We start from the raw sequence: 16,815 nt of genomic DNA, 5'->3' as shown, positions 1-16,815 counted from the left end.
TGGCCTGCGTTGTTACTGACTCTTCTGGCTCCCGTTTGCAGCTGGGCGGGGGTTTTACACTGTGATATCGATTCCGGCGGCGCTTTGCCGTTCTCGCCATACACTCGCGAAAATCCGATCGCTGTCGATCAGAACACGCCGGATTACACGGTCGTGCTTGCGCTCGATTACGCCCAGTTTCTGCCGAATATGCGCCTGACCTGTACGTCGGATGGCAGTGAGTTTGAAGCACCGGCCAACTTTGACGGTACCATCAGCCTGAGTCTCAGTGCGGTCAATGACACCGCGCTGGACTGGGCGGGTGAAGCGCAAACCACCAATAACGGCATTAAGATGAAGATGTACATCAAAGCCGTGCAGATAAGCGAACAAACGCCGCCTGACAGTTATCCTGCGGCGCAGATGGCCAGCGGGAAACGTCTCGGCGTTGAATACCCGATTATCAATGGTAAAGACGACACCACGCTGGTGCAGTTTGGCGCGCAGTACAATGCGGGAAAAACGCTCTACAAATACGATAAACAATACAATTTCGCCATCGAATCGATGCGTGCGGAACTGATTAAATTCGGCTGGATGGCATATCAGGCTCAGGCCGTCATTCCTTCGGGTGCACATTTAACGTTTACCATCGACGGGCTGGGCGGTATTGCCACCGTCGATGTGCCGTTAGGTTCTGGTGTGTACATGGCCGTGCCGTCATGCTCGCTGGATAATAAACATCAGACCGTCGAACTGGGCAATATCAGCAAAACAGGCAGCGGTACCTATCCTCAGCGGGGCCCGCTGGTCCGCTTCGGCATGGATTTTACCTGCAGCAGCTACACCAATAATGTGGAGTTTACGTTTGACGAACCTTACACCGTGATTAAGGGACGCGACACCTTGTCCGCTGTCAGCGTTCAGAACGGTGAGAAATTGCTGGGCCTGGAAGTCGGGCTTTTTGACAGCGAAGGAAATACGGTGAGAATGGGCGTGAAACAAGATATCGGTGTCGGGCAAAAGGGCAAAAATACCGCCAATTTCCAGGCGGCAATCATCCAGACAGCGGCGAAGGTCACTGATGCCAGCAATAACGATTTTACCGGGAATTTCACGGCGAAAGCCGATGTAACGATCACCTATTACTGAAAAAGCACTTATAAGAAAAACGTAACCAAAGAGGGAGGCGCTTCCCTCCCTCTTTGACCATTTCGGCGCAGTGAGCTAAGCGATCACGGCAATTGAGAAACCGAAACATTTTCAGTCATTTTAAAAGGCCGCTATTGCAGCGGCCTCCTGCATCACCGGGCGCAAAGCTTATAATAAACTTCATTCCAGCGGATCTGATTCTTAAAGTCCGCCAGCGTTGTGGCGTTATCAATCACCAGCAATTCAATCCCCGTCACCTCTGCATATAACCGCAGCGCGTCGATATCCAATGCCTGCGAGAACACTGTATGGTGCGCACCGCCGCCGAGGATCCAGGCTTCGGCGGCCGTGGCCAGTGATGGCTGCGCTTTCCAGATCGCGCGGGCGACAGGGAGTTTTGGCAGCGGATGTGGCTGTTCAACGGTATCCACCAGATTCACCAGCAGACGGAAACGGTCGCCCATATCGATAACACTGGCGTTGACCGCTGGGCCTGCCGGGGTGGAGAAGATCAGACGTGCCGGATCCGCTTTGCCGCCTATGCCGAGATACTGAGCATCCAGCAGCGGTTTTTCCTCTTTGGCAATCGACGGGCACACTTCCAGCATGTGCGAACCGACCACCAGATCGTTACCAGGCTTAAAGTTGTAGGTGTAGTCCTCCATGAACGACGTGCCGCCTTTCAGTCCGCTGGCCATCACTTTCATGATGCGCAATAAGGCGGATGTCTTCCAGTCGCCTTCGCCGCCAAAGCCGTAGCCTTTTTGCATCAGACGCTGTACAGCCAGCCCCGGCAGCTGCTTCATGCCGTGCAGATCTTCAAAGTTGGTGGTGAACGCACCGAATTTACCTTGCTCGAGGAAACGGGTCATGCCCAGTTCAATCTTCGCCGCATCCAGCAGATTTTCGCGACGTTCGCCGTTGAGCTTCACTGTGTCCGTCAGGCGGTAAGTCGCTTCATACTCTTCCACCAGCGTGTCAATGTCGCCTTTGCTAACTTCATTGATCACGCTGACCAGATCGCCGATGCCGTATGCGCTGACGGTGTAACCAAACTGAATTTGCGCCGCCACTTTATCGCCTTCAGTGACCGCGACTTCACGCATGTTATCGCCAAAGCGTGCCACTTTCAGGTGCTGACTTTCATTTTTCGCCGCAGATACGCGCATCCATTGGGCGATGCGGCGATGGGATTCGCCATCCTGCCAGTGTCCGGCCACCACGGAATGTTGCTGACGCATACGTGCGCCAATGAAACCAAACTCACGGCCACCATGGGCAGTCTGGTTCAGGTTCATAAAGTCCATGTCCATGGTTTCCCACGGCACTTCGGCGTTGAACTGGGTATGGAACTGCAACAGCGGTTTATGCAGGATGTTCAGACCGGCGATCCACATTTTGGCCGGAGAGAAGGTGTGCAGCCAGGTAATGATGCCCACGCACGGGTTGTGATAGTTGGCTTCGCGGCACAGCGCGGTGATTTCGTCCGGGGTGGTGACCAGCGGTTTGAGCACCAGCTTGATCGGCAATCCGGCTTCTGTGTTCAGGCCGTTCACAACCTTTTCGGCGTTCTCTTTAACCTGACGTAACGTTTCCGGCCCGTAGAGATGCTGACTGCCAATAGCGAACCACACTTCGAGATGTTTAAACGCGTCCATTTGTTACTCCTGAATATCATTGTCGGGATAGAGAAATAGGGATTAATGCGCCGTCTTCGCTGCAAACAGCGGTTCAGCAGAGGCGCACCAGGCTTGATAACGTTCGTACAGGCGCTGATATTGCTCAACGCGCAGCGGATCCGGCAGCAAGGTGCGTTCTATGCTGCAGGCCATTTTTTCCTGTGCGGCAGGTACGTCTTGGAATTCACCTGCGGCAACGGCGGCAAAGATTGCCGCTCCCAGCGCGCAGCACTGATCGGAAGCGACGATTTGCAGCGGACGGTTCATCGCATCTGCACACACCTGCATGATGACCGGCGATTTACGTGCAATTCCGCCGAGCGTAAGGACGTTTTCCACCGGGATATCCTGCTGCTCGAAGCACTCCATGATGGCGCGCGCGCCGAATGCCGTCGCCGCGATAAAGCCTCCGAACAGTTCCGGTGCTTCAGTGCCTAAATTTATGTCAGTGATTACCCCTTTCAGACGCTGATTGGCGAACGGTGTCCGGCGACCGTTGAACCAGTCAAGCACCAGCGGCAGGTGATCGAGTTTTGGATTGGCGGCCCACGCAGCGGTCAGATCCGGCAGCAAATTTTTTTGCAGCGCGGTCAGCTGAGGTTGAAGCTCAGGGTGCGCCTTCGCGGCCTGAACCAGCGGCCAGCTGAGCAGGCGGCTGAACCAGGCATACATGTCACCAAAGGCCGATTGTCCGGCTTCCATCCCGATCATATCCGGCACGACGCTGCCTTCTACCTGACCGCAGATCCCGGCAATCGCGCGGTCATTCACGCGCGCTTTATCAGCGATGAGAATGTCGCAGGTCGATGTGCCGATAACTTTCACCAGTGTGTAAGGCTGCGCACCGGCACCGACTGCGCCCATGTGGCAATCGAACGCGCCACCGGAGAGTACGACGCTGGCCGGTAAGCCCAGACGCTCTGCCCAGTCAGCGGTCAGTGTGCCGACGGCCTGTTCAGCAGTCACTGTCTCGGTAAACAAGGGATACGGCAGGTTTTCGACCAGCAGCGGATCGAGCGCCGCAAAGAAAGCTTTAGGTGGCAGGCCGCCCCATGACGGATGCCAGAGCATTTTGTGCCCGGCGCTGCAACGGCCACGCACGACTTTATCCGGCGCAGTGGTGCCGGAAAGCAGGGCGGGCACCCAGTCACACAGCTCAACCCAGGAAGCCGCTGCTTCACGTACAGAAATGTCGGCGCGCGAAACGTGCAAAATTTTTGCCCAGAACCATTCTGAGGAGTAAACGCCACCGATATAGCGTGAGTAATCGGGGAAATCGCCGCTGCGGCACAGGCGGTTAATCTCTTCGGCTTCTTCTATCGACGTGTGGTCTTTCCACAACACGAACATCGCGTTCGGGTTTTCGGCAAATTCCGGCAGCAGGGCCAGAACGTTGCCGTCCTTATCCACCGGCGCAGGCGTCGAGCCGGTGGAATCCACTCCGATACCCACCACGCGCTGGCTGCGTTCAGGCCCGAGGCGGGCCACGACGTTTTTAATCGCCTGTTCCATCGCTTCTATATAGTCACGCGGGTGATGACGGAACTGATTGATGGCCGCGTTACAGTAGCGACCTTCATTCCAGCGCGGGTAATACACTACGTCAGTTTCCATCTCAGCACCGGTCTGACAATCCACAGCCAGTGCGCGAACAGAATCGCTGCCAAAATCCAGACCAAGAGCAATCGCACCTTGCGTCATTCTTTCTCACTCCTTCAGGTTTGCCGTAGTCATTACGGCGGCGAATCGAATTGCTCTAACAGTAGGAGGATGTAAAAGCGGGAGTGAGGAGGCGTTAGCTGGAAGTATGCACAAATCTGCTCCTCATGATGTTTCTGTGAGGTTGGTCAAAAGTTAATGTTTGGCTAAATTCGCTATATGTATGCACAAACCTGCTGTTTTCCTGCTGTGTGATAGCGCTCTATCTTCCGTATCAGTTTTACCGCTAAAACTTAACGCGTCTTACAAGAGGGCGTGGCGTGGATCGTCTGTATACAGGGCACCGCCGCACTTTCACTTTGTTTCTTTACGCTACTGATAACGTTTTCACGCTGACGGCACATTTTCAGATTTACGGCCTGAATCGCGAGAAACAACAATAAAAAGTCGGAGAACATCATGCATAAATTCACTAAGGCGTTAGCGGCGGTAGGATTAGCTGCCGTTATGTCACATTCAGCTATGGCAGCAGAGAACCCGAAGCTGGGCTTCCTGGTTAAGCAGCCGGAAGAACCCTGGTTCCAGACTGAATGGCGGTTTGCGGACAAAGCCGGTAAGGACATGAACTTCGAGGTGATTAAAATCGCCGTGCCGGATGGCGAAAAAACCCTGAACGCGATCGACAGCCTGGCGGCGAACGGCGCGAAAGGTTTTGTTATCTGTACGCCGGATCCGCGTCTCGGGCCTGCCATCATGGCTAAAGCCCGTAGCTATGACATGAAAGTCATTCAGGTGGATGACCAGTTTGTGAATGCCAAAGGCAAACCGATGGAAGAAGTGCCATTAGTGATGATGGCTGCGACAAAAATCGGCGAACGTCAGGGGCAGGAACTGTACAAAGAAATGCAAAAACGCGGCTGGAAACCGGCAGAAACGGGCGTGATGGCTATCACCGCCGATGAGCTGGACACCGCGCGTCGCCGCACTTCCGGTTCAATGGACGCGCTAAAAGCAGCCGGGTTCCCGGAAAAACAAATCTACAAAGTGCCGACCAAATCTAACGATATCCCTGGCGCACTCGATGCCGGTAACTCGCTGTTAGTGCAACATCCTGAAGTGAAAAACTGGCTGATCATCGGCATGAACGACAACACCGTGCTCGGTGGCGTGCGTGCAACAGAAGGTCAGGGCTTTAAAGCGGCTAACGTGATCGGCATCGGTATCAACGGTGTGGATGCGGTGAATGAGCTGTCAAAAAGCGCGCAAACTGGTTTCTACGGTTCCCTGCTACCCAGCCCGGATATTCACGGTTATAAAAGTATCCAGATGCTGAACGAGTGGGTTACCAAAGGCGTTGAACCACCGAAATTCACCGAAGTGACTGACGTTGTACTGATCACCCGCGATAACTTCAAAGAAGAGCTGAAGAAGAAAGGCCTGATGTAATGTCTCGTCGTCTCTGAACAGAGCAAAGAGACGCTGCTACATAACGGACGACAGGGAGTGTCATGAACTGTTTTCTGTCATGCAGCAGCGTGCCTCCATATTCACTTATCTTCCAGGTAGCCACTATGACTCAGCAATCTTTAAACAAGACGCCTTTGCTGAAACCGTCGCTGACGGAGTTTGATGCGGCCATGCCGTATCTGGAATTCCATGACATTGGCAAAGTCTTCCCCGGCGTGAAAGCGCTCGACGGAATTTCGTTCAATTGTTATGCCGGGCAAATTCATGCACTGATGGGAGAAAATGGCGCGGGAAAATCCACGCTGTTGAAGATCCTCAGCGGGAACTATCAGCCCTCGCAGGGGGTTATTCACATAAAAGGCCAGCCGGTCAGTTTCAATAAAACGACTGACGCACTCGATGCGGGCGTGGCGATTATCTATCAGGAATTGCATCTGGTGCCGGAAATGACGGTGGCAGAAAACATTTACCTCGGGCAGTTGCCGAGCAAACACGGTTTTGTGAACCGCAAGCTGCTGCGCTATGAGGCCAAAATTCAGCTTGAGCATCTCGGGCTTGATATCAACCCAGATACGCCGCTCAAGTATCTCTCCATCGGCCAGTGGCAGATGGTCGAAATCGCTAAGGCACTGGCGCGCAATGCCAAAATTATTGCCTTCGATGAGCCAACCAGTTCTCTGTCTGCCCGTGAAATCGAACAGTTGTTCCGGGTTATCCGTGAGCTGCGTGCCGAAGGGCGCGTGATTTTGTATGTCTCGCACCGCATGGAAGAAATCTTCGCGTTAAGTGACGCTGTCACGGTATTCAAGGATGGCCGTTACGTGCGTACCTTTGACGATATGACGCAGGTCGATAACAGCAAACTGGTTCAGGCAATGGTGGGCCGGAACCTGGATGATATTTACGGTTACGCGGCACGTCCGCATGGCGATGTTCGCCTGGCGTTGGAAAACGTCAAAGCACCGGGTGTGAGAACGCCAGTTAGCCTGACAGTGCGTCAGGGAGAAATCGTCGGCCTGTTCGGGCTGGTGGGTGCAGGGCGTAGCGAGCTGATGAAAGGTTTGTTTGGCGGTACGCGCATTACTGGCGGGACGCTCAAACTAGACGGCGCGGTGATGAACATTCGCAAACCGGCGGATGCTATTCGTCAGGGCATCATGCTTTGCCCTGAAGACCGCAAGGCTGACGGCATCATTCCTGTGCACTCGGTTCGCGACAACATTAACATCAGCGCCCGCCGTAAATCAGTGTTCGCAGGCTGTCTTATCAATAATCCGTGGGAAGCCAAAAATGCGCGCAAGCACATTGAGGCGCTGAACATCAAAACCCCGAGCGATCAGCAACTGATCATGAATCTCTCCGGCGGTAATCAGCAAAAAGCCATTCTGGGCCGCTGGCTATCGGAAGACATGAAAGTGATTTTGCTCGATGAACCAACGCGCGGGATCGACGTTGGCGCCAAACATGAAATCTACAACGTGATTTATTCTCTGGCAAAACAAGGTATTGCGGTGCTGTTTGCGTCCAGTGATTTACCGGAAGTGCTGGGGCTAGCGGACAGAATTGTGGTGATGCGCGAAGGCGCAATCTCCGGCGAACTCTCCCATGACGAAGCCACCGAAGAAAAAGCGCTGGGGCTCGCCATGTTGCGAACTCCAGACCTGACCTCTGCCCCTGACGCTGCCTGACTGAGGAGCACTCTATTATGTCCAGTATGACAACCAATTCCGCTAAACCGGATCAACCTTCAGCGGCATCACGCGGCGGACAAGGCCTGATGCGCATCTGGGACAGTTACGGCATGTTAGTGGTGTTCGCCGTGCTGTTTATTGCCTGTACTATTTTCGTGCCGAACTTCAGTTCTTTCATCAACATGAAAGGTCTGGGGCTGGCGATTTCCATGTCCGGAATGGTCGCCTGCGGGATGCTGTTCTGCCTGGCGTCCGGCGACTTTGACCTGTCTGTCGCCTCCGTGATTGCCTGTGCAGGCGTCACGACGGCGGTGGTCATTAACATGACTGAAAGCCTGTGGATTGGCGTTGGTGCCGGTCTGGTGCTGGGAATGCTGACCGGTTTACTCAACGGTTTTGTGATTGCTCGTCTGAAAATCAATGCCCTGATCACCACGCTGGCTACCATGCAGATTGTGCGCGGTCTGGCATACATCATTTCCGACGGTAAAGCGGTAGGTATTGAGGACGAACGTTTCTTCGCACTGGGCTATGCCAACTGGTTCGGCCTGCCTGCGCCAATCTGGCTGACGGTCGGCTGCCTGATCATTTTCGGCCTGCTACTGAACAAAACAACCTTCGGGCGTAACACGCTGGCGATCGGCGGTAACGAAGACGCTGCGAGGCTGGCCGGTGTCCCGGTCGTGCGCACCAAAATCATTATCTTTATGCTGTCCGGGCTGGTATCGGCGGCGGCGGGGATCATTCTGGCCTCACGTATGACCAGTGGCCAGCCAATGACCTCACTGGGCTTTGAGCTGATTGTTATTTCCGCCTGCGTACTGGGTGGCGTGTCCCTGAAGGGCGGTATCGGCAAAATTTCCTACGTGGTCTCCGGCATCCTGATTTTGGGGACAGTCGAAAATGCTATGAACCTGCTGAACATTTCTCCGTTCTCGCAATACGTGGTGCGCGGTTTGATCCTGCTGGCTGCGGTAATCTTTGACCGTTATAAACAGAAAGCTAAAAAGACCCTTTAACCCCATTTAGTGATAACGCTTTCACACGGCATTTAACGCTTTGACAGGTTAAATGCCGTAAAAGCGCGTGGTTGTTCACAATTTTGTAACGTTTACTGGCAGCGTTTTCACCGGTAGTTAGAATAGATGAAAAGTCCATAGCTACGTGATGTTTCAGGAGGTTCGATGTACCACCGCATGATTCAGGATCAGCAGCAGAACCCGCTGCTACCGGGTTACAGTTTCAATGCCTATCTGGTCGCCGGAATGACACCGATCCTTGCTGACGGCCCGCTGGATTTCGCCATCGATCGTCCGGGCGGCATGAAAGGATTTATCCTTAACCTGACGGTGAAAGGACAGGGCAAAGTCTTTGACGGTGAGGATACGTTTTACTGCAACCCCGGCGACTTATTGCTGTTCCCGCCAAAAGCGCGCCATCTTTACAGCCGTTCCGCTAACAGTGACTGCTGGTATCACCGATGGGTGTATTTCCGTCCGCGCGCCTACTGGGCCGACTGGCTGGAGTGGCATACCAAAACCCGCGACGTCGGGCGTCTTTCGCTACCCAATAATACGCTGCTGCTGGAATTCGACCGCCTGTTTGCCAATATCGAGCAAACGCAAAAATCAGGCCGTCGATTCTGTGAAGAGTTAGGAATGAATCTGCTGGAGCGCCTGTTGCTGCGCGCAATGGAAGAAGATCCGCAGAGCCCGCAAAAAATCATGGATCCGCGCGTCATCGAAGCCTGTCAGTTCATCACCGGTAACCTCGCCGGGGAACTGCGCATCGATGAAGTCGCCCGCCACGTTTGCCTGTCGCCATCACGTCTGGCGCATTTATTCCGCGAACAGGTAGGGATCAATATTCTCCGCTGGCGCGAAGATCAGCGCGTCATCCGCGCCAAGCTGTTACTACAAACCACGCAGGAGTCGATTGCGACCATTGGCCGCGTGGTGGGATATGACGACCAGCTGTACTTCTCGCGGGTATTCCGCAAGCGGGTCGGCGTCAGTCCGAGCGATTTCCGTCGCCGTAGCGTGGAGATCAATTATCCCGCGAAACCGTATAAAGCACCGGCGGATAATGCGATTGCATATCATTTTTAGGCTTGCAAAGCCTGGACGCTTTTGCAGGACTTCAACTTCAAGACCTTGGGTTGCCGCCCAAACCGGCCTTAAGGGCGGCTTATCGCCGCCGCCCTTAAGAATCCCTGGCTCTTTAAAACACGTGCCATGCATCCCGGCTCTGTTTCAGAAGTCGCAGCTATTGCCGCAAAATCCCGCCGCTGCGCGGTGCCCTCCGGTCGGGTTGCAACCCGCGCAAAATCGCGCGGTTTTCCACCTCTCCTCCGGCGCGATTTTTGAACGCGGCCAGAGGCTTTTAGGTCACAACTTCATCCGCTCAGATCATTTCAAAAAAATAAATCATTAAAATCGCTTAGGTTTTGTTTTTAAAAATGGTGGATGGCGCGATAAAAAAATCCTGCTGAACGGAGCGGCTTCGAGACCTTAGGCTCGAAGACCGAGAGAAGGCACCGCGTAGCGGCAGGGTTTTGCGCCACACGCGGAAGTACCAGAACACGGCCATCGTTCCAGCGACAGCGCGTGTTTAAAGAAAGCGAGGGAGATCAAAGAGGGAGGCGCTTTCCTCCCTCTTTGGCGGTTTCGGCGCAGGGGATTAAGCGATCGCTGCAATTGAGAAACCGAAATATCCACGGTCAAATTTTATAAAGCCCCGGTGCAACCGATCACCCGAAATATCCTCGGTCAGATTTCAAAGCCCCGGTGCAACCGATTTAAAAGCTCCCCTTGCGCGGCTTGCGCACCAAAGAAAATACTATTTTCCCTTGTCCCGCTTCCTAAGCTAGTGTCAAATCAAACCAATAGCGTCCTAACGGGCAAAACCGTTAAAAATCACAGGAAATCATCATGACCCAATCCCTTCGTGTTGGCCTCATCGGTTATGGCTTCGCCAGCAAAACCTTCCATTCACCTTTGATCGACGGTACGCCGGGACTCGAGCTGGCGGCAGTATCCAGCAGTGATGCCGGTAAAGTCCATGCGGACTGGCCGAACGTCACGGTGGTCGATTCACCTGAGAAAATCTTTGCCGATCCTTCCATCGATTTGGTTGTCATTCCTACACCTAACACCACCCATTTCCCGCTGGCTAAACTGGCGCTGGAAGCCGGCAAACACGTCATCGTTGATAAACCCTTTACTGTGACGCTGGAAGAAGCCCGCGAGCTGGATGCGCTGGCGCAGGCGAAAGGCAAAGTGCTTTCAGTGTTCCACAATCGCCGCTGGGATTCGGATTTTCTGACTGTTAAAACGCTCATTAACGAAGGATCGTTGGGCGATATCGTCTATTTCGAATCCCACTACGATCGCTACAAACCGCAGGTGCTGGAACGCTGGCGTGAAAGCGCGGCGCAGGGTAGCGGCATCTGGTATGACTTAGGGTCCCATCTGCTTGATCAGGCGTTACAGCTTTTTGGTACGCCGGACACCCTCCAGGCCGATCTCGCGGTGCTGCGTCCAGGTGGCAAAGCGGTGGATTACTTCAATGCGGTGCTGACATATCCGCGTCGCCGCGTCGTGCTGCACAGCACCGTGTATGCCGTGGCAGAAACGGCGCGCTTTATTGTGCAGGGCGAAAAGGGCAGTTACGTGAAATTCGGGTTGGATCCGCAGGAAGATCGCCTGAAAGCCGGTGAGCGCTTGCCTCAGGCCGACTGGGGTTACGATATGCGCGACGGCGTTGTGACACTGAGCCACGATGGCGTACTGGCAGAAAAATCACTGCTGACGCTGCCGGGTAACTATCCTGCTTATTATGCCGGTGTACGCGATGCAATTAACGGACAGGGCGAGAACCCGGTTCCGGCGGCCGATGCTATCCGTGTGATGGAAATGATCGAGCTGGGCATGAAGTCTTCCGAACAGCGTGCGACGCTGGACGTCAAAAAATAAGTCGCCGCTATACTTTTTACACTACCTGTTTATAGGGTAAGGAAGGTTCATGTCCTGGTTAAAGATTGATAAGTTTTTGCTGATTCTGATCTGCGTCGTGGTGCTTGCCTCGTTCTTTCCCTGTGAAGGGATTTACAAGACTGTTTTCGAGCATCTGACCACCTTTGCTATCGCGCTGCTGTTCTTTATGCACGGTGCGAAGCTGTCGCGTGAAGCGATTATGGCGGGGATCAGCCACTGGCGTTTGCACGTGGTGGTATTTCTCAGCACATTCGCGCTGTTCCCGCTGCTGGGGCTGGGCATGAAATGGCTGGTGCCGGTAGGGATTCTGACGCCGACGCTGTATTACGGCTTTCTCTATCTTTGTGCGCTGCCTGCCACCGTGCAGTCGGCGATTGCCTATACATCGGTTGCGGGCGGGAATATTCCGGCGGCGATTTGCAGCGCGTCGGCCTCCAGCATCCTCGGCGTGTTCCTTTCGCCGGTGCTGGTCGGCCTGCTGATGCACACGCAGGGTGGTACCACTGATACGCTCCACGCGATAGGCTCTATCGTTCTGCAACTGATGGTGCCGTTTATCATCGGGCATCTCTGCCGTCCGCTGATCGGTGGCTGGGTGCAGCGTCATAAGAAGATCGTCAACGTTACTGACCGCTCTTCGATTCTGCTGGTGGTATACGTGGCGTTCAGCGCCGCGGTGGTGGAAGGCATCTGGCATCAGATCGACGGCTGGCAGCTGCTGGCGGTGCTGGGCTGTTCAATCGTGTTGCTGACCATTGTGCTTATCATCAACACCTTTGTGGCGCGTCTGTTTGGCTTCAACACCAAAGATGAAATCACCATTGTCTTCTGCGGTTCGAAGAAAAGTCTGGCGAACGGTATTCCGATGGCGAACGTGCTATTCCCGGCGGCAGCCGTCGGCGCGATGGTGTTACCGCTGATGATTTTCCATCAGATCCAGCTGATGGTTTGTGCCGTGCTGGCGTCGCGTTACGCTAAGCGTGTGGCGCGGGAAGAAGCGGCGTTGCAGTTGAAGAAAGAAGAAGTGAAATCAGCGTAACCCGCTGTCAGTAAAAGAAAAGGGCGAGAATTATTCTCGCCCTTTTTTATTTCGTCACAAACCTTTACGCGGATACTTTGTCGCGAATCGCCTGTTTTTCGGCTTCGGTCAGGAAGGCCATGGTCAGGCCATTTTCCTGCGCTTTACGGATTTCGTTTTGTGTCAGGCCGGCAGCGGGAGCTGCGAGGTTGTATTCGTTGGCGATCTCAATGCCCTGAACCGCCGGGTCATCGGTATTGATCGAGGCCAGAACGCCGTGGCGCAGAAACACTGCCAGCGGATGCTGTTCAAAAGAGGCGACGGTGCTGGTCTGAATGTTGGAGGTCAGACAGGACTCGATACCAATCTGATGCTTTGCCAGAAAATCCATCAGCTCAGGATCCTGCGCGGCTTTCACGCCGTGGCCGATACGCTCTGCGCCCAGTTCACGAATGGCCTGCCAGATGCTTTCCGAACCTGCCGCTTCGCCCGCGTGAACGGTAATACGCCAGCCAGCATCGCGGGCACGGTTAAAGTGGCTGAGGAACAGGCTGCCTGGGAAACCGAGTTCGTCACCGGCCAGATCCAGCGCGGTAATGCCGTCACGGTGCGCCAGTAAACCTTCCAGTTCCTGCACACAGGCATCTTCGCCGAAAGTACGGCTGAGAATGCCGATAAGACGCACGTCGATATCGTGATTTTTCTGACCTTCGCGGATCCCCTCAATCACGGCTTCCACCACGCCTGCTACTGGCAGATTGTGGTTCATCGCCATGTAGAAGGGGGAGAAACGCAACTCGGTGTAATGCAGACCGGCTTTCGCGGCATCTTCAACATTTTCCTTCGCAACGCGACGGCAGGCATCAATATCGCCCAGCACTTTCACGCCCCAGTCCAGTTTTTGCAGGAAGCTCACCAGATCCGGTTCTGCGTGCATGACCTGCACGTGCGGGCGCAGGGCTTCAATTTCATTGGCAGGCAGGGTCAGATTGAACTGACGGCCTAAATCGAGAATGGTCTGAGCGCGAATGTTGCCATCAAGGTGGCGGTGGATATCAGTCAGGGGAAGGCGGGTATCGATCATGGGGTGCACTCATTATTATTGAAATGTGCGGGGTATTATAGCTGGCTTTTGTTGCGCAACGATAGTGGCAGCTCCTTCCTCTGCGCAAGGAAGGAGCAAAACGGGATTTATTTTATCGCTTTGATAGCCCGGATCAGCGCCTGAACTCCGGATTCGACTTTCGAACGCGGACATCCAACATTTAGGCGCAGGAAGCCTTCGCCTTCTGTGCCGTAGGTGTATCCTGGCATAATCGCGACTTTTTGATGTTCGATCAGCTCTTTTTGCAGCAGCTTGTCGTCGATACCAAGCTGACGCAGATCGATCCACGCCAGGTAGGTTGACTGCGGCGGTTGCCAGTTTAGCTGCGGGAAAGCGGCGTTCAGCTCATCCGCGACGTAACGCAGATTGCCCTGTAAATAGTCGCGTAACGCGTCCAGCCAGGTTTCACCCGCCTGATAGGCCGCCACATGGGCGTGGATAGCCAGCACCGCCGGAGAAGATAAGCCATCGCAGGCTTTGAGCTGATGCAGATACGCATCGCGCTGCGCTTTGTGGCTGATAAGCCCATAAGCACCGGTCAGCGCAGGAATGTTGAAGCTTTTTGAACCGGAAGTCAGCAGCGCCCACTCGCCGAGGGCCACTTCGTTCCACGGCGTATGCTGATTATCGCCCCAGACCATATCCATATGGATTTCATCGCTTATCACCCGCACATGATGACGTTCACACAGTTTTGCTATCAGCGTCAGTTCTTCACGCGTCCAGACCTTGCCTGTTGGATTATGCGGGCTGCACAGCAGCAGCACGGTGCAGCCCGGTTGCGCCAGCAGGCTTTCCAGCTGTTTTGCATCAAGCAACCAGTCGTTGCCCTTTTTAATCAGCGGGCTGTTGAGCATCTGGCGTTGATTGCCTTCGACCACTTTGAAAAAAGCGTCGTAAGCCGGGGTAAACGTCACCACGCCGTCGCCCGGCTGGCTCCACTGGCGGATCAGTTGCGCCACCATATAAATCACCGAAGGGCCGTAAACCACCATGTCACGGTCGATCTGGCTGCTAAAACGCTGCTGATACCAGTGGGCGATAGCGCCGAGGAAATCATCATGATGCCAGCGGCTGTAGCCGAGCACGCCGTGTTGAAGACGCTTTTGCAGTTCGTCGAGAATGCAGGGCGCAGCGGCGAAATCCATATCGGAAATAGTAAACGGCAGTAAGTCAGCAGTACCAAAACGGTCGGCGACGTAATCCCACTGCGTACACCAGCTGCCGTGGCGGTCAACGACGGTGGAGAAATCAAAAGAAGCTGAGGTCATTTTTTCACTCCCTGAAGAAAGCAGAAAAGGGCGACACGAAGTCGCCCTGTAGATTCGGTATTTATGCCGTCACCGGTTCCGGCTGGCTGGCCGCTTCGCGGATCAGGTAATCCAGCTCATCTTTCACCGATTGTACCTGCGGGCCGATCACTACCTGCAGATTATGGTCGTTGAGATGAACCACGCCAATGGCACGGTTAGCTTTCAGGGTGGCGTCATCGACCAGCGACATATCCGCAACGGACAGGCGCAGACGGGTGATGCAGTTATCGAGAGAAACGATATTTCCGGCACCGCCCAGCGCACTTAGAATGACGGGTACGTTATAACCGGATTTGCTGGAAGAAGGCACCGGCGCGGCGTTAGGCATCGTGTCAGATTCACGTCCCGGCGTTTTAATGTTAAAGCGCATAATGGAGAAGCGGAAGATAGCGTAGTAAGCCACGAACCAGACTGCCGCCACAACCGGAACCAGATACCATTTGGTCGCCGTACCGTGCAGGATCCCGAATACCACGAAATCGATGATGTTACCGTCGGTATTGCCGATGGTCACGCCAAGTACCGACATAATGGTGAAGCCCAGACCAGTCAGGATGGCATGGATGACATACAGAACCGGTGCGACGAACAGGAACAGGAATTCGATAGGTTCTGTGGTTCCGCCGACGACACACGCCACGACGCCGGAAATCAGCAGACCTTTAATTTTATGACGGTTTTCAGGTTTCGCGCAGTGGTACATCGCCAGTGCCGCACCCGGCAGGCCACCGAGGAACGCTGGCATTTTACCCTGAGACAAGAACTGCGTGGCACTTTCAGAGAAGCCGTGGGTGGTCGGGCAGGAGAGCTGCGCCTGGAAGATGGTCAGCGCACCGCTCACTTCACGGCCACAGACATCCAGCGTACCGCCAGCTTCGGTGAAGCGGATCAGCGCCACCAGAATATGATGCAGACCAAATGGCAGCAGCAGACGTTCGCCGGAACCGAAAATCATCGGTCCGAAGACACCTGCGCCCTGAATCAGACGGCCCAGACCGTTGATGCCAGCCGCGAAGAAAGGCCAGATCAGCGGTATCAGCAAGCCGACTAAACCGAGCACCACGGTAGTGACGATCGGCACAAAGCGGGTGCCGCCGAAGAACGCCAGCGCATCCGGCAGGCGGATGGTATTGTAGCGCTCATGCAGGATGTAGACGATGATACCGACGATCACCGCGCCCAGAATACCGGTGTCGATGGACTGAATACCCAGGATCATCTGAATGTTGTTGGCTTTGAGAACCAGCGGGTCTACTGTCGGCAGCGTACCGTTGGCGGTCAGATAGAAGTTAATCGCCAGATTAAGCACCGCGAAACCGACAAAGCCGGAAAACGCCGCGACGCCTTTGTTTTCACGCGCCATACCCAGCGGGATTGCGATGGCGAACATCACCGGCAGGAAGCTGAACGCAAACGAACCGACTTTGCTCATCCAGACGAAAATCAGCTGGAGGACAGGATTACCCAATGCAGGCAACAGCGTGACTACGTCGTGGCTGCTTAACGAACTACCGATACCCAGCATGATGCCGCAAAATGACAGCAAGGCGACCGGCAGCATGAAGGTTTTACCCAGGCTTTGGAAGAATTCCCAAAGTGTGACTTTTTGTTTTTTATTGGCAGGCATAGCTGCTCCCTGAAAGATTTGGTGTTGGCTGTGTGTTGACGACGGCTAAGATAAAACGTTTTACCTAAATAATACGTGCCACATATCACAATATTGGAACATCGCCAGTTTCAAGGGGTTTAAATCAGGT

12 protein-coding genes are annotated in these 16,815 nt (G+C 54.4%); 7 read left to right on the top strand and 5 right to left on the bottom strand.

The window, feature by feature from the left end; all coding sequences use genetic code 11:
• Positions 1–189 precede the first annotated feature (189 nt).
• Positions 190–1,131 (top strand): type 1 fimbrial protein, encoded by a 942-nt coding sequence (locus GE278_10910; protein ID QLK63269.1) that lies wholly within the window; start codon positions 190–192, stop codon positions 1,129–1,131.
• A 152-nt stretch (positions 1,132–1,283) separates the two neighbouring features.
• Here GE278_10910 and araA read toward each other — a convergent pair whose 3' ends face one another.
• On the bottom strand, positions 1,284–2,789 hold the full coding sequence (gene araA, locus GE278_10905) for an L-arabinose isomerase (protein QLK61241.1): 1,506 nt from the start codon (positions 2,787–2,789) through the stop codon (positions 1,284–1,286).
• Positions 2,790–2,831: 42 nt separating this feature from the next.
• Entirely contained in the window at positions 2,832–4,511 is a 1,680-nt protein-coding gene (locus GE278_10900; protein QLK61240.1) for a ribulokinase, read from the bottom strand.
• Between the two features lie 417 nt (positions 4,512–4,928).
• Here GE278_10900 and GE278_10895 point away from each other — a divergent pair, with 417 nt between their 5' ends.
• The 6 genes from GE278_10895 (at position 4,929) to GE278_10870 (ending at position 12,661) form a co-directional block, all read left to right on the top strand.
• Entirely contained in the window at positions 4,929–5,915 is a 987-nt protein-coding gene (locus tag GE278_10895; protein ID QLK61239.1) for a substrate-binding domain-containing protein, read from the top strand.
• Positions 5,916–6,040: 125 nt separating this feature from the next.
• Entirely contained in the window at positions 6,041–7,624 is a 1,584-nt protein-coding gene (locus GE278_10890) for an L-arabinose ABC transporter ATP-binding protein AraG (GenBank protein QLK61238.1), read from the top strand.
• A 17-nt stretch (positions 7,625–7,641) separates the two neighbouring features.
• Positions 7,642–8,646: an L-arabinose ABC transporter permease AraH gene (gene araH / locus GE278_10885; GenBank protein QLK61237.1), complete on the top strand. Its 1,005-nt coding sequence runs from the start codon at positions 7,642–7,644 to the stop codon at positions 8,644–8,646.
• A 165-nt stretch (positions 8,647–8,811) separates the two neighbouring features.
• Positions 8,812–9,735 (top strand): arabinose operon transcriptional regulator AraC, encoded by a 924-nt coding sequence (gene araC, locus GE278_10880; GenBank protein QLK61236.1) that lies wholly within the window; start codon positions 8,812–8,814, stop codon positions 9,733–9,735.
• 822 nt (positions 9,736–10,557) lie between these two features.
• Positions 10,558–11,601 carry an oxidoreductase gene (locus tag GE278_10875; GenBank protein QLK61235.1) on the top strand — a complete coding sequence of 348 codons (1,044 nt, stop codon included), beginning with the start codon at positions 10,558–10,560 and terminating at the stop codon, positions 11,599–11,601.
• Between the two features lie 49 nt (positions 11,602–11,650).
• Positions 11,651–12,661: a bile acid:sodium symporter gene (locus tag GE278_10870; protein QLK61234.1), complete on the top strand. Its 1,011-nt coding sequence runs from the start codon at positions 11,651–11,653 to the stop codon at positions 12,659–12,661.
• A gap of 64 nt (positions 12,662–12,725) precedes the next feature.
• Here GE278_10870 and GE278_10865 read toward each other — a convergent pair whose 3' ends face one another.
• The 3 genes from GE278_10865 to malX form a co-directional block, all read right to left on the bottom strand.
• Positions 12,726–13,724, bottom strand: coding sequence for an adenosine deaminase (locus GE278_10865; protein ID QLK61233.1), 999 nt, complete (start codon positions 13,722–13,724; stop codon positions 12,726–12,728).
• Between the two features lie 107 nt (positions 13,725–13,831).
• Positions 13,832–15,016, bottom strand: coding sequence for a putative C-S lyase (locus GE278_10860; protein ID QLK61232.1), 1,185 nt, complete (start codon positions 15,014–15,016; stop codon positions 13,832–13,834).
• A 61-nt stretch (positions 15,017–15,077) separates the two neighbouring features.
• Complete coding sequence (gene malX, locus GE278_10855) at positions 15,078–16,685, bottom strand: PTS maltose transporter subunit IICB (protein ID QLK61231.1); 1,608 nt, start codon at positions 16,683–16,685, stop codon at positions 15,078–15,080.
• Positions 16,686–16,815 lie beyond the last annotated feature (130 nt).

This window comes from Enterobacteriaceae bacterium Kacie_13 (assembly GCA_013457415.1).
GTDB lineage: Bacteria > Pseudomonadota > Gammaproteobacteria > Enterobacterales > Enterobacteriaceae > Rahnella.
This window is presented reverse-complemented; position numbering and strand designations above follow the sequence as displayed.

Excerpts from the sequence above, each read along its gene's own strand:
- GE278_10910 (QLK63269.1), top strand. The coding sequence starts at position 190 with ATGCGCCTGACCTGTACGTCGGATGGCAGTGAGTTTGAAGCACCGGCC.
- araA (QLK61241.1), bottom strand. The coding sequence starts at position 2,789 with ATGGACGCGTTTAAACATCTCGAAGTGTGGTTCGCTATTGGCAGTCAG.
- GE278_10900 (QLK61240.1), bottom strand. The coding sequence starts at position 4,511 with ATGACGCAAGGTGCGATTGCTCTTGGTCTGGATTTTGGCAGCGATTCT.
- GE278_10895 (QLK61239.1), top strand. The coding sequence starts at position 4,929 with ATGCATAAATTCACTAAGGCGTTAGCGGCGGTAGGATTAGCTGCCGTT.
- GE278_10890 (QLK61238.1), top strand. The coding sequence starts at position 6,041 with ATGACTCAGCAATCTTTAAACAAGACGCCTTTGCTGAAACCGTCGCTG.
- araH (QLK61237.1), top strand. The coding sequence starts at position 7,642 with ATGTCCAGTATGACAACCAATTCCGCTAAACCGGATCAACCTTCAGCG.
- araC (QLK61236.1), top strand. The coding sequence starts at position 8,812 with ATGTACCACCGCATGATTCAGGATCAGCAGCAGAACCCGCTGCTACCG.
- GE278_10875 (QLK61235.1), top strand. The coding sequence starts at position 10,558 with ATGACCCAATCCCTTCGTGTTGGCCTCATCGGTTATGGCTTCGCCAGC.
- GE278_10870 (QLK61234.1), top strand. The coding sequence starts at position 11,651 with ATGTCCTGGTTAAAGATTGATAAGTTTTTGCTGATTCTGATCTGCGTC.
- GE278_10865 (QLK61233.1), bottom strand. The coding sequence starts at position 13,724 with ATGATCGATACCCGCCTTCCCCTGACTGATATCCACCGCCACCTTGAT.
- GE278_10860 (QLK61232.1), bottom strand. The coding sequence starts at position 15,016 with ATGACCTCAGCTTCTTTTGATTTCTCCACCGTCGTTGACCGCCACGGC.
- malX (QLK61231.1), bottom strand. The coding sequence starts at position 16,685 with ATGCCTGCCAATAAAAAACAAAAAGTCACACTTTGGGAATTCTTCCAA.